The 14,494-nt window shown below is 33.6% G+C and carries 12 protein-coding genes; 10 read left to right on the top strand and 2 right to left on the bottom strand.

Annotation, left to right across the window (positions count from 1 at the left end; genetic code table 11):
- Positions 1-124: 124 nt before the first annotated feature.
- The 3 genes from RBH29_RS04440 to RBH29_RS04430 are packed head-to-tail and all read left to right on the top strand — an operon-like array spanning position 125 to position 4,943.
- Entirely contained in the window at positions 125-559 is a 435-nt protein-coding gene (locus RBH29_RS04440; RefSeq protein WP_306695478.1) for a MarR family winged helix-turn-helix transcriptional regulator, read from the top strand.
- Between the two features lie 17 nt (positions 560-576).
- Positions 577-1,830, top strand: a complete 1,254-nt coding sequence (locus tag RBH29_RS04435) for an efflux RND transporter periplasmic adaptor subunit (protein WP_306695476.1) — start codon at positions 577-579, stop codon at positions 1,828-1,830.
- A 5-nt stretch (positions 1,831-1,835) separates the two neighbouring features.
- On the top strand, positions 1,836-4,943 hold the full coding sequence (locus tag RBH29_RS04430; protein WP_306695474.1) for an efflux RND transporter permease subunit: 3,108 nt from the start codon (positions 1,836-1,838) through the stop codon (positions 4,941-4,943).
- 75 nt (positions 4,944-5,018) lie between these two features.
- Here RBH29_RS04430 and RBH29_RS04425 read toward each other — a convergent pair whose 3' ends face one another.
- Together RBH29_RS04425 and RBH29_RS04420 are read right to left on the bottom strand one after the other, a co-directional pair.
- On the bottom strand, positions 5,019-5,876 hold the full coding sequence (locus RBH29_RS04425; protein WP_306695473.1) for a cation diffusion facilitator family transporter: 858 nt from the start codon (positions 5,874-5,876) through the stop codon (positions 5,019-5,021).
- Positions 5,877-5,939: 63 nt separating this feature from the next.
- Complete coding sequence (locus RBH29_RS04420; RefSeq protein ID WP_306695472.1) at positions 5,940-7,298, bottom strand: DUF1015 domain-containing protein; 1,359 nt, start codon at positions 7,296-7,298, stop codon at positions 5,940-5,942.
- Between the two features lie 169 nt (positions 7,299-7,467).
- Here RBH29_RS04420 and RBH29_RS04415 point away from each other — a divergent pair, with 169 nt between their 5' ends.
- From RBH29_RS04415 to RBH29_RS04385, 7 genes are all read left to right on the top strand, one after another.
- Positions 7,468-8,001, top strand: coding sequence for a PRC-barrel domain-containing protein (locus RBH29_RS04415; protein ID WP_306695471.1), 534 nt, complete (start codon positions 7,468-7,470; stop codon positions 7,999-8,001).
- A 27-nt stretch (positions 8,002-8,028) separates the two neighbouring features.
- Entirely contained in the window at positions 8,029-8,208 is a 180-nt protein-coding gene (locus RBH29_RS04410; protein WP_306695469.1) for a YtxH domain-containing protein, read from the top strand.
- A gap of 109 nt (positions 8,209-8,317) precedes the next feature.
- Positions 8,318-9,367, top strand: coding sequence for an AI-2E family transporter (locus tag RBH29_RS04405; protein WP_306695468.1), 1,050 nt, complete (start codon positions 8,318-8,320; stop codon positions 9,365-9,367).
- Positions 9,368-9,612: 245 nt separating this feature from the next.
- The gene (locus RBH29_RS04400) at positions 9,613-9,957 is read left to right on the top strand and encodes a histidine triad nucleotide-binding protein (RefSeq protein WP_306695467.1); all 345 of its coding nucleotides are present in this window, start codon (positions 9,613-9,615) and stop codon (positions 9,955-9,957) included.
- Between the two features lie 224 nt (positions 9,958-10,181).
- The gene (locus RBH29_RS04395) at positions 10,182-12,683 is read left to right on the top strand and encodes an S-layer homology domain-containing protein (protein ID WP_306695466.1); all 2,502 of its coding nucleotides are present in this window, start codon (positions 10,182-10,184) and stop codon (positions 12,681-12,683) included.
- 217 nt (positions 12,684-12,900) lie between these two features.
- Complete coding sequence (locus RBH29_RS04390) at positions 12,901-13,689, top strand: tyrosine-protein phosphatase (protein WP_306695464.1); 789 nt, start codon at positions 12,901-12,903, stop codon at positions 13,687-13,689.
- Between the two features lie 72 nt (positions 13,690-13,761).
- Entirely contained in the window at positions 13,762-14,469 is a 708-nt protein-coding gene (locus RBH29_RS04385; RefSeq protein ID WP_306695462.1) for a hypothetical protein, read from the top strand.
- Positions 14,470-14,494: the final 25 nt, after the last annotated feature.

The following is a 14,494-nucleotide window of genomic DNA, read 5'->3' as shown; positions in this document are numbered from 1 at the left end:
TTTATTATTGACCTGTGAAAAAGGATATGTTACATTATTATATGTAAATAGTTATGATTCATAACTATTTAAAAAAACAGACATTTATTAAAAAAGAAAGTATATTTATAATGGGGGAAATAAGATGAGTAGAAGACGTTTAATAGAAAATTACTTAACAGTTTTACCCGTGCTTTATAAAACTATGTTTAAAGGCCTTCCAGATTGCAGTGTAACAAAACTGCAAATGGAACTCTTATATCACTTGAAAATTGAAGGCGGAATGCCGATGAACTATTATGGAAAAAAAATAATGGTTTCAAAACCTAATATGTCTGTTCTTGCTGAGAAAATGATAGAAGAGGGTTTGGTTGAAAAAGGTACTCTTGAGAATGATAAAAGAGTTAGTACACTTAAGCTTACAAAAAGGGGAGGAGATTTTTTAGATGAAGAAATGACAAAATTCACAAGGCATCTTTTGGATAAGCTTTCTGTCTTCAGTGATGAAGATATAGAGCGTTTAAATGATATAGTAAAAGAAGTTCAAGTTATATTTTCAAAACTTAAAAATGTTAATTAGTGCAAGGAGGATTTTTTATGAAAGAGAAAATTTTAGTGCTACTTACAGCTTTTATATTGTTAATGGCAGTTGGGTGTAGTACATCAGCATCAAATGATGATGAAAATAATGAAGAAAGGCCTGTTTCGGTGGGGGTGGACGTTGTTAAAAGAGCCGATATTGAAAGAGTTCAAACGATAGTAGGGCAGGCAAAACCGTTAAAGGAAATAAATGTCGTGCCTAAACAGCCAGGAAAGGTTTCAGAACTCTATGTGAGTTTGGGAGAACAGGTTGAAAAGGGGCAGACTCTTTTTAAAATTGATGACAAGGAAATAAGGCTACAGCTTGCTCAATCAGAAGCGTCAGTTAATGTGGCAAGGTCAAATCTTAACATGGCACAGGGAGGTTCATTAGAACTTCAGATGGCACAGTTAGAGTCATCATTAAAAAGTGCAGAAATTAACCTGAATGATGCCAAGAAAGCATATGATGACGCAAGGATACTATACGAAAATGGAATGGCGTCAAAGCAAGATTTTGAAAGAGCAGAGACAGGATATGAACTTGCTAAGGAACAATATGAAAGTGCAAAAACAGCGTTTGAAGTGACAGAAGCAAGAATTAATAAAGAAAACACTGAAACGGCTGTAGCACAGTTAAGGCAGGCTGAGGCTGCATATGATTTAGCTAAAACACAGCTTGAAAATACAGTTGTAACCTCACCAGCTAATGGATATATTTCAGCATTAAATGTAAGTGAGGGGGAAATGGCATCAAATGCTTCACCATCAGCTACTGTAGTTGATATTTCTACTATTATCGTAGATGTAAATGTTGGTGAAAACATAGTAAATAGTATAAAAACAGGGGATGAATATCTAGTTTATATTAAATCTGTGCAAAAAGAGCCCTTTTTAGGTGAGGTTGTTAGTGTTAGTCCTAACGTAGATCAGATGACCCAATCATATCTTACTAAAATTGAAGTTCCAAATGAAAATAAATTCATTAAGGGTGGTATGTCAGCTGAAGTAGAAATAGCTTTTGAGTCAAAAGAAAATGTAATGACAGTTCCAGTTGAAAGCATTATTAATGAAAGCGGAAAAAGTTTTGTTTATGTTATAGATGAAGATAGGGCTGTGCGAAGTGAAGTGTCAACAGGTATATCTAGCGACAAGCTTATAGAAATAAGTGGTGATATAAAAGAAGGTGACAGGGTTATTATAAAAGGCCAAAACTTTCTTAGCGACAATTCAAGAGTAATTGTTACAGGGAATGACCAAGAAACGGAGTGATTTTTGTGAATATTTCAGAATTATCTATAAAAAGGCCTGTTACCATTATAATGGTTATGCTTATGATTGTTGTATTTGGAGCGGTTTCATTTTTGAATATACCTATGGATCTTTTGCCAAATATGAATATACCTATGGCTATTATTATGACTGATTATGATGGCGTAGGTTCTGAAGAAGTTGAAAACTTTGTAACAAGGCCAATTGAAAGTGTTGTAGCGACAGTTGATAATATGAAAACTGTAAGTTCTCAGTCATCTGAAGGGACTTCTATTGTAATGGTTGAATTTAATGACGGAACAGATATGGATTTTGCTGCTTTAGATATGAGAGAAAGAATTGATATGGTTCGGGATGCTTTACCTGATGAAGTATCAAATCCCATGGTTATTAAGCTAGATCCTAATATGATGCCAATAGCTCAGATAGGTGTTTCATCTGAAACCAGAGATGAGGAAAGCCTTAAAAATTTTGTGGAAAATAATATACTAAACCGTTTAGAGAGAATTGAGGGGGTGGCATCTCTTACCCTTAGTGGTGGATTGACAAGAGAAATAGTTGTGGATATGGACAGATCCAAAATGGAAAACTATGGGCTAACTATAGATCAGGTTTCAAGTACTCTTCAAATGGAGAATATCAATCTTCCTGCAGGAAGTGTTGAACATGGTGGTAGAAATCTTAATGTGAGAAGTAAAGGTGAATTTAACTCTATTAGTGAAATAGAAAATATACCGTTAGTTTTGCCTCAGGGCAATATTATATATATAAGAGATATTGCATCGGTACATGATGAGCATGCAGACAGATCTTCCATAAACAGAATGGATGGAGTAAATAGTATGGGTCTGGCCATACAAAAGGAAACTACAGCAAATACCGTTGAGGTTGTAAATCTTGTAAAAGATGAATTGGATAATATTTTAAATGAATACCAGGATATAAATATAGAAATTGCCTTTGATCAAGGTGTATTTGTTGAGGAAGCTGTAAGTGGAGTTGCTAGAAATGGATTAATAGGTGCTGTATTGGCTATGCTTATACTTTTTATGTTTTTAAAAAGTATAAGACCTACTTTGATAATTGCCATAGCAATTCCTACATCTGTAATATCAACCTTTATTCTAATTTATATATCAAATACAACGTTAAACATGATTTCAATGGGAGGGCTTGCCCTTGGAGTTGGTATGATGGTTGATAATGCCATTGTTGTACTTGAAAGTATACACAGGCATAAAAAAGAAGGAAAGAGTAAATTTGAAGCTGCTTTAGTTGGAGCAAAGGAAGTTAGTGGAGCTATAATTGCAGCTACACTTACAACAGTAGTGGTATTTATTCCAATAATATTTACAGAAGGAATGGCAGCAGAGATTTTTAAAGAAATGGCTCTTGCAGTTACTTTTTCGCTTCTTGCTTCTTTAGCTGTGGCTTTAACTATAGTACCAATGCTGAGTTCAAAAATGCTCAGGATATCAAACAGAGTGGAAAATGGAGAGAAGCTAATTTATAAAATTGTTAATAAGTGGGATGGAGTGATTAATGGAATAGACAATGTTTACAGAAAAGTGCTAAAAGGTGTACTTAGGCTAAGGTTGCTTACACTTGTTATTGCATTTATTGTTTTTTCATTGAGTATGGTATCAATTTATTTTGCAGGAGTGGAGTTTATTCCAGGTACAGACCAAGGATTATTCAGTGTAAGTATAGATAAGGGTGATGGAGTTGTCCTTGAAGAAACAGATGAAGTTTCTAAAAAAGTTGAAAAGATAATTGCTGATATTCCTGAAGTTGAAGTTATGTTTACTACAGTTGGAGGAGATTCAAGCGACATGATGTTCTCAGGAGGGGAGTCTCACTATGCATCTATTGACGTTACTCTTGTGCCTCTTTCTCAGCGTTCTAGAAGTACAAATGATATAGTAGAGTTTGTACGAAAAGAAGTGGAAGGAATTCCAGGGGCAGATATTACAGTGAGAGATGCGGGGATGGATATGGCAGCTATGGGAGGCAGTCCTGTTGAGCTTCAAATATATGGTGATAATTTAGATGAATTGAGCCAAATATCATATGAAGTTGTAAATATTGTAGAAGATGTTGAAGGAACAAGAGAAGTTGAGAGCAGTGTTGCCAGCGGAAGACCTGAGGCTGGAGTATATGTTAATAGAAACAGGGCTTCTCAATACGGGCTTTCAACTATGCAGGTTTCATCTGCAATTAGTACATCTCTTCAGGGGCAGGTGGCTACACGCTACAGAGTTGATGGAGATGAAATTGATGTGCGACTGAAATTTCCTGATGAAGTTACCAGAACTTATCAGGGGCTTAGCAATATAAGTGTTTTAAGTCCATCAGGTATTAATGTGCCTCTTGGAGAACTTGTAGAAATAAAAATGGAAGAAGGTCCTATTAGTATATCCAGAAGAAATCAAACCAGATATGTAACGGTTAGTTCGGATCTCTATGACAGAGATGTGGGAAGTGTAAACAGTGAAATAGAGGAAAGATTGGAGACACTTAATCTGCCTGATGGTTATTATATTCAGATAGGTGGAGAAAATGAACAGATAGTAGAGTCGTTTGAAAGTCTTGCAAAAGCGTTGATGCTGTCAATTTTACTGATATATATGGTGATGGCTGCACAGTTTGAATCTCTTTCACAGCCTTTAATTGTAATGTTTTCAGTTCCTCTTGCTTTTTCAGGAGCGGCACTTGGACTATTTATTACCGGAAGAACTTTTAATGTGGCCTCATTTATAGGAGTAATAATGCTTTCGGGTATTGTGGTAAACAATGCAATATTGCTTATTGACTATATAAATAAGCTGAGGAAAAGAGGAATGGAAAGAAATGATGCAATAATAAAAGCAGGACCTACAAGGCTTAGACCTATACTTATGACCACTTTAACAACAGTGCTTGCAATGATACCTCTTTCTTTAGGCATTGGAGAAGGAGCAGAAATACAGGCTCCGCTTGCTACTGTGGTAATATTTGGTCTTGCATTAGCTACAATGCTTACACTTTTAGTTATACCAGTTATCTATACACTGTTTGATGATATACGCAAAAAGATGGAAGTTAGAAGTAAGAGGCTAGAAGTTGGAAGCTAACAAGAAGACAAGGGGACGGTTCTCCTGTCTGCTTTTAAAAGCAGACAGGAGAACCGTCCCCTTGTCTTGTTTTGCTCAAGCTGGATTTATGTGTACGATTACATCACTTACATGTTTAAAGGTCTTTAAATTTTCTTTAATTCGTGCAGCTACTGAATGGCCTTCTTCAACAGTCAAGTCTTTTAAGACAGAGACTTTGACTATAATAATAAAGGATATGCCTACAGGCTTTGCTTTTACTTCATCAATATGTTCAACACCTTTTGTAGTTTCAATGGCTTTTACTACATCTGCCTTTAAAACTTTATCTATGTCTGTATCCATAAGAACTTTATAGCAACTGATAAATATTCTAGCACCAGTAAATGCAATCCATAAAGATATTGCAATTCCAACAACACCGTCTACCCAGAAAATCCCATTATAACCAAATATAATACCTATAAGTGTTGACGTAGTAAGGAAAATATCATTTCTATGATCCTCTGAGTTAGCCGTTATAAGTAAATTTTCCTCCTTTTTTCCTGCCCTGTGAGTGTAAAGAAATAAGAAAAATTTTAAGACTATTGTTATGATAGCTACAGCAACAAGATAGACTGAAAATTCAAATGATTTATTTTGAAGTATGGAATTTAAGGAACTTCTAAATATGCTAAAAGCCACAAGAAAGAGGGAAAAGCTTATAATCATAGAAAATATGTATTCCGCCTTTCCATGACCATAAGGATGATCGTGATCTTTTGGCTGACTGGATATTTTGTTTCCTATAAAAGTTACTGTAGAAGCAAATACATCTCCAGCACTGTTGAAACCATCTGCTATCATGGCTTGACTTTTACTCATAAAACCTACTATTAATTTTATAATTAGCAAACCAATGTTAGCAATGATACCTAAGATAGCAACTTTTCTTGTTAATGCAAATCTACTCAAAAACAATCCCTCTCTTTTTCTTGTATTATTAGCTTTTATGTTAGTTTTATTCTTTTATGAATGTTATACTATTTTTCTGCATTCTAGATAAAATCTTTTTTCTTCTGCTTCTCCCATAGAAAAGGTCTTTCGAGGAAGAACACCGTCTACTATTACCGTTTTAAATAAATCATGTTTGTCCATTGTTGGTAGATAAAAACCTATATTCTTTTCTTTTGCTCCAAGTTTTGTTACAACATCTTCCCCATGTATATAGTCAATTTTAACCTGTTCATTTTCTTTAATATAATTATCTAAAAAACTTTGAAGCGTGCCTGTTTCTAAATTGTGACTTGGATCTTTTACACTTATAGAACCGTATCCTTCAGAGTTAACAAATCCAAAAGTGTGTATTGAATTATTTTTTGAAGATTCTTCAATTTTTTTATTAACCATATCCAGAGAGTCAAACTTTTCAATAAAAATTTCCGAAGTATTAAAGAATTTCTTCATGCTATTAAAGATATCATTATTATCAACATTAAATACAACTCTGTGAATCGGCTCAAAAGTTATACCATCATCATGTACATTAGATAGTTCAACTAGAGCAAATCTTGCAGGGTGACTTTCCACTTCATCTTTTGATAAATCTTTTTTTATTATTTCCCAGTGACCTTTTGCAGATGCCAGAGAATGGTTTCCATCTCCAACGGCAAAAAGCAATACACCTTTATCATCGCCAACTTGGTATTTGGTTTTAAAGGTAGAAGGTTCTGAAAGCTTTTCTAGAGCATTAATAATGTTTGAAAGAGTTTCTTCATCATCAATTTTATAACCTTTTATATGTCCACCGGACATCATTAGTTCAAAATCATAAACTTTTTCAAAATCATTAACCTTTTTTGCAAGTGGTTCTATTACTGTTTTTTCTGGATCATCAATAAGAACCATTACATGGGGAAGCTCTAAGGAAGCATTCTTTCTAATTTTTATTCTTGGTGGAAGTCGGTCTATTACTGTGCCTTCAGTAGCTCTTATAAGAGTTTGAGAACCTTTGTTGTAGTTGTATTTTTCAAGATCCACTGCCAACATAAGCCCTTTTCTTGATTCTGCATGAGATGTTTTTCGATCAACAAAAATCATACATGAACCTTGAGAGTTTAAAGTATTTTTGTCAATATATTCTCTCATTGTGTCATTGATTTTCTTAATCCTATCCTCGCTGCCATTTTCTTCAAGGTAGACTTCGGGAAATGTTAGATGTAAAGTTGAAGGTTTTCCCTGAGTTTTCTCTTCAACTTCTGACCAGTAATCAGGTTCAGAAGTATACTGGTCACATGCAACTACTGCCCATGCCTCCATATCTGTGCCTGTTTTTGGCAACAATATTTGGGGTGCAAGAACACCGATTTTTTCACTGTAAATTTTAGAATTTAACATTTTTACACCTGCCTTACAAATATCTATTTTTTAAATTATGTACCGAATAAATTTTATATGAATATATAACCTAAGTCAAACTTTATTCCATATTTTTGCTGTGAAAATTATATGTATTTTTTAAAATAAAGTTGGAATAATAAATATAAATATTATTGAGAGGTGACAAGTGGAAAGATACAGTGAGGTTATAGGATTGCCAGTTATATGTGCAGCTGATGGTAAAAAAATTGGTGTTGTAAAAGATATAGTTTTTTTTCCTGAAAAGAAAAAGATAGTAGCTTTTGAAATTGAGCGAAACAGCTGTGAAATCAGAAAAAAACTAGTTTTAAAAGAAGATGTTTTAAATTTGGGCAAAGATGCAATGATAATCGACAATGAAAAAAAGTTGATTGGATTTGGAAAAGCAAAAGAAAGCTTGGGGATTAAGAGTAAGGGTAAAATAATTGGTCTTAAAATATATACTAAGTATGGACAAGATGTTGGCATCATTAAAGATGTATTGTTTGATTTTCAAAAAGATACATTGGATGGTGTGGAGGTTTCAGATGGATTAATAAATGACATTGTGCAGGGCAGAAATTTATTGCCATTACTGGGCAAGGTAGAATTCGGGAAAGAAAACATATTGGTAGAGAAAGCAGCTGTTGAAGAAATGATGGAAACAGGTAAAGGAATAAAGGGAATAATTAATAAAAATTAAGGGATATAATAATAAAGAGGTGATATAATGAGAAATAATTTTACAAGAGGTTTGGTAATGGGAAGCATTATTGGAGCCTCTGTAGGTATGGCTATGAATTCAGATATGGTAAATGGCAGATCAAGAAAGAAAATTAAAAAAAGCGGTGCTGAGCTAATGAGAAAATCCGGCTCTATCATTGGAGACGTGATTGATTTATTTCGATAAATACTCTTAAATCCTTGTATAAAGACTGGAGAAATCCAGTCTTTAGTATTTTAAAGACTTAGAATCTCATGAAAGATTTTTCAGAATAAGACTTAGGGGAGTTTTAAAAATGACTTCTAAAAGAAAAATATTTGCCTATATTTTATTTGTAGTGGTTTTTTTATTATTTGCGTACCTTATTTATAACTATAGAGTAAAAATCCTAAAACTAATAACACCTGTAATCTTTGCTGGAATAATTTCCTATTTGATTCATCCAATAGTTTTATGGCTGGAAGGAAAGAAAATTCCCAGAACATGGTCAATTTTAATTATTTATTTTCTAATCAGTGGAATTCTTACAGTATTAATTATATTTATTGTTCCTCATTTAATAAACAATACCAAAGAACTAGTGAATACACTCCCTGATGTAGCTATGGAATTTAGAAATAATTTTAATGACATTATGAAAAATATAAAAATGAGTAAATGGCCCCCTGACATAAAGGAGTCAATATTTAAAGAGATAAATAATAGCACTCATTTTATAGAGAAGATGGTTATGGATACACTAAAAAAATCTCTTTGGGGAATTGCAAAGACTGCAACTGTTGCCTTTGATTTACTAGTTGCAATGGTAATAGCATATTATTTGGTTAAAGATGCTAAGAGTTTTAGAGATGGTAGCTTGTCATTAATACCAAGAAAGTGGAGAAGTGGAGTTGTTGGATGCTGCAGGGAAATAAACACAGTTCTTTCAAATTTTATTCAGGGTCAGGTGTTAACTGCTTTGATTGTTGGGGCTATGATAACCACAGGCTTTTTTATCATTAATCTAAAATATCCTCTAATATTAGGTATAATAGCAGGAGTTTTAAATATAATCCCCTACTTTGGTCCTGTAATAGGATCAATACCGGCAGTAGCAGTTGCTCTTATTGATTCTCCACTAAAAGCTTTGTGGACTATAATTACTGTTGTGGTGATACAGCAGATAGATAATGCATTTATTTCCCCAAAAATAATTGAAGGAAGACTTGGGCTTCATCCTGTGACAACAATACTTGTAGTGCTGATAGGGGGAGAGTTTTTTGGAATTGTGGGGATGTTGCTTGCAGTGCCTGTTGCGGCTGTATTAAAAGTGATAACAAAAAGATTAATAGAAGCTATAGTTTAGTTCTTGACATCTAATAAATACTTGTATATAATTTACTTAACGGCTTCTCATGCCTAAGATTGGTAAGGGAGTATTTGCAAGCTAGGTATTCTTTAAAGTAACATTCTAAGCCTTTATATAATTTAGTAAAACAAAATTTTTTTTATTTAAAAGAAATTGTAATTATCAGCAAAAAAGTTATTATATTGGATGAATAGTTTTAGTAAGGAATAAAGAAATTTAACTTTAAAGAGGAGAGTAAAAAAATGAGTGATTGCATTTTTTGTAAAATTATAAAAAAAGAAATACCTTCAACTATTTATTATGAAAATGATAAAATAATAGCTATAAAAGACATTAATCCAGCAGCTCCAGTTCATGTATTAATCATTCCTAAAAAACATATTGAAAACGTAAAAGATATAGATAAAGATAATGGACAGCTACTTATTGATATACATTTAGCGGCAAACAAAGTTGCAGAAGAACTTGATATTTCCCAAAAAGGATATAGGCTGATTACAAACGTGGGAAAAGGTGCGGGGCAGACAGTTCCTCACTTGCACTACCATCTTTTAGGCGGAGTGGAAATGACAGAAAAAATAATATGAAATAGTATTTATTTTTTGCAATTGTATTGCAATATAATGTAAATTGTGATAGTATTTTATTAAGTTGTGTTTCTGATTTATGTATATCATATTTCTAGAAAAAAGATATGTTGTAGTAGTTAGATATGTATTGTGCTATTTATGTATTAAAATACAAAAATTCAAATCCCAAATGAGTTTTTGTAGTTTAAAAATAATAAGGATTAAAATTAGGGGGGGCAACAATGAAAAAAAACCTTATGAAATCGTTCCAAGGAATTCTTTCTTGTATTACTGTATTTGCAATGATTGTAGGAGTTGTGGCAGCAAGTCCTATAGTGTCTGCGAACCAAGATGATTCAATTGATGAAACTATGAATCTTTCAGAAAGCGAAAAGCAAGAACTGCTAGATGAGTGGAGACAAGAAGGTTCAATAGACGATTTAATTGATGAAGCTATGGATCTTTCGGAAAGTGAAAGGGAAGAACTGCTAGATGAACTGACACAAGAAGATTTAGACAGAATAAGAGATGACGTAAAGGACATGTCATTTGAGGAAAAGAGCAAACTATTACCTTTGATGGCTAGTGACGACAATTTAGATCAATTTCTTAGAGAAGTTGTTCTAACTGATGATTTAATCGACTTACAGGTGGCAGAACTTAAACAGCTTGTCAGAGACAGAGTGGTTGATCCACTTGAGCAGTTGATAACAGAAACAATTATGTTGTCAACGGGAGAAAGACGTGAAGAGTTTGCTGGTTTTGTTGATGAATTAGCAAAAGAATTCAAGGAATTGACAGAAAATAATTATATGGATGCTGCTTTGATTCTAAGTGGTACATTGCCAAACATGACTAAAGAACAAGCAGAAGAGGTTGTTAGAAGAATAGCTAGATATTCACAAAGTAACAGAGATTCCATTATTCAATTCATGAGGTACATAGGAGCTGTTGAGTTTGACCTTGATGTAACAGGTTTTGAAACAATAGCAGCTGATTTAAACAGTGAGATAGCAGGACATTCAAGAGATGATTTTGGAGTAAAAACATTTTTTATTGTGTTGGATATTCTAAGTACTGTTAATATGATGCCTTCTGTGCATGATGATTTAGATGATCCATATAAAGTTGAAATATCTGTGAATTTTCTTCCAACATTTGAGAGTCAGTTTAATAGATTTTTTAGTTTCTTCGATATATTTGAAAGAAGAGGCGTAACAGAAGTAGATGATTTCTTTGAATATGCTAATAATATGATTAATCGTCATGATGATTTAGAAATATACTACTTTAAAAAAGAATTAGCCTTTCAACTTGGAGGTCTAAGATATTCAGGAAATTTACCAAAACCTGAATATGACGAAGATGATGAAGATGACGAAGATGACGAAGATGACGAAGATGACGAAGACGAAGATGACGAAGATGATGAAGACGAAGATGACGAAGACGATGAAGATGATGAAGACGATGAAGATGATGAAGATGACGAAGATGATGAAGACGAAGATGACGAAGATGACGAAGATGACGAAGACGATGAAGACGAAGATGACGAAGACGATGAAGACGAAGATGATGAAGATGATGAAGATGACGAAGATGACGAAGATGACGAAGATGATGAAGATGATGAAGATGACGAAGATGACGAAGATGACGAAGATGATGAAGACGATGAAGATGATGAAGACGACGAAGATGATGAAGATGACGAAGACGATGAAGATGATGAAGATGACGAAGATGATGAAGACGAAGATGACGAAGATGACGAAGATGACGAAGATGAAGATGATGAAGACGACGAAGATGATGAAGACGAAGATGACGAAGATGATGAAGATGATGAAGATGATGAAGATGATGAAGATGATGAAGATGATGAAGATGATGAAGATGATGAAGATGATGAAGATGATGAAGATGAAGATGATGAAGATGATGAAGACGATGAAGATTCAAGAAGACCAGGTGCTGGAAGACCTATTTCTACACCAACACCAACGGAAGACGATGATGATGATGAAGATGATGAAATTGAAGAGCCAGACGAAGACGTACCAGCAGGCCCTGAAGACGAAATTAGTTTTACAGATTTAGATGAACATTGGGCTAGAGAAATGATATTAAAACTTGCTAATATGGGTATTGTAAATGGTTATCCTGATGGAACCATTAGACCTGATGCGAATATAACAAGAGCAGAAATGTCAGTAATTGTTGTTCATGCAGCAGGTTTAGAGCCAGCAGAGGAAATAACTCTTGACTTTGAGGATAGTGCTCAAATTCCAGACTGGGCAGCAGGCTTTATTCAAACAGCTGTAGACAATGACATAATAGTAGGATATGAAGACAATACATTTAGAGCTGCAAGAAATCTTAGTAGAGAAGAAATGGTTGTCTTGATTCTAAGAGCATTTGATATTGCAACTGAGGCAGGTTTAGAACCACCAGCATTTTTAGATGTTGAAGAAATGGGTTCATGGTCTCTTGACTACATAGCAAAATCAGTAGAGCAAGATATTGTGCTGGGATATCCAGACAATACATTTAGACCTAAGAGAAGTGTTACAAGGGCGGAAGCTTTTGCAGTATTATATAATACTATGGATGACAGAGGCTTAATATCTTTTAAGGAAGAAGATGAAGAAGTAGATGAAGCTGATGATAATGACGATGAAGATGATGATGAAGATGACGATGACGAAGATGAAGACGACGAAGATGACAGTGAAGATTAATTAGGAAGCAAGGACGTATATAAATCAGGCAGCTGGGGATAAATAATCCAGTTGTCTGATTTATTAAATTTTAGTAAAATGTCTTGAGACTTCAATAATATGATGATATAATGGTTACGCTGTAATAGGGGTGTAATAAATATATAGATAAAATAACATTATTAAAATGATATACAGTAATGTGACAAAATAATATAAGTAAAAGGGATGAGAAAAGATGATAGACATACATTGTCATATTTTAAATGAAGTTGATGACGGCCCTCAGTCCTTGGATGAGTCTGTTGAATTATGTAGAAAGCTTAAGGATGCCGGAATAAGTGGAATTATTGCAACGCCTCATTACATACCAGGTGGAGGTTATATGCCTACACTGAAAACAATTAAAACTAAGATGGATAAGTTAAAAAATGTCCTTGAGGACAAGAATATTGACATGAATATCTATCCTGGTATGGAAGTATTTGCAGATTATGATGTAGTTGACAGGTTAAAGAATAACGAGATTATTTCACTTAATGATACAAAGTACATACTTATTGAGTTTCCTATGGATATTGTACCTAAACATGCATCTAATGTAGTGTTTTCCTTGCTGGTTGAAGGATACATACCTATAATTGCTCACCCTGAGCGATACACATCAGAATATAGAAAGACTGGTGTTTTAGAAGACATTATATATAATGGTGCATTGGTTCAAATTAATTCAGGGAGCATTCTTGGTGATCATGGGAAAAAAGTTCAAAAAGAGGCTTTTACCCTTATAAATAATGAGATGGTGCATATCGTCGCATCTGACTCTCATGGGCAACACAGACTGTTAAAAAACAAGGATTATTTAGAGACTAAATTAATTAAATTTTGTGGATTGGAAAACACACAAAGGCTTATGTATACAAATCCACTACAGGTACTTGAAAATAAAGAAGTTGAATATTTAAACAAGGTAAAAAAAAGCTTTTTTTTAGCAGAATTATTCAAAAATATTAGATATAATACATAAAAATGACCAGAAATGTTGACTTGTGTTTGACTGGATTTTATAGCTGGTATGATTTTTAAAAGGGGTCTTATTATGAAAAAAATAATTATTGTTATTCTCGCCATATTGCTAGCTGTTTTCATAGGAATCATATTACCTATTCTTGTAAATAACAATGCTACTGGGAGCTCAAATATGGAAGATGAATCAGAGGTAGAAAGTTCTGAAGGGCAGAGTGTAAATACAAATAAACCTGATGAAAACCAGAATAGCTTCGGAAGTGAAGAAAAAGCAAATGGAGATGATTTTTATGAGTCAAAAAATGAGGGTAATGGCTCTAATAAAGAATCTGAAGAAGTTTCTATATATGATGAAGGTGACGGACAATACAGAGAAAATAATCAAGAAGGGAAGGATGATGCTAAAGATTTAAATACATCAGACGATATACAAGATGATGGAACGGATAATATTAGAAACAGTGATTCAGAAGATGACAAAACGTCTGATGATATCAATGATAACTCAAATGAGGAAAGTGAAGTTTTGTCAGAGTCATGGGTTGAGGAGATGATAGAGGAATATAACCATCATATTCTTGATGATGACATTGAAGATTTGAGAAGGCTTTATGCACAAGTAGATATTGCCTACTTACAAGGAGTGATAGAAGGTGGATATACCGAAGAAGATATTGAAGAAGTTAGGGCATATCTTCAAGAAACACTTGGCAGTGATTATGCAAGAGGAAGAGATCTATTCTATAAGTATTCCTATCTAATGATGGAAATAGAAATTTAATTAGAATATTAGAATTATTGAAAAG

The organism is Herbivorax alkaliphila (assembly GCF_030848475.1).
Lineage (GTDB): Bacteria > Bacillota > Clostridia > Acetivibrionales > Acetivibrionaceae > Herbivorax.
The sequence above is the reverse complement of the archived record's forward strand: the minus strand, read 5'-3'. Positions and strand labels throughout refer to the sequence as shown.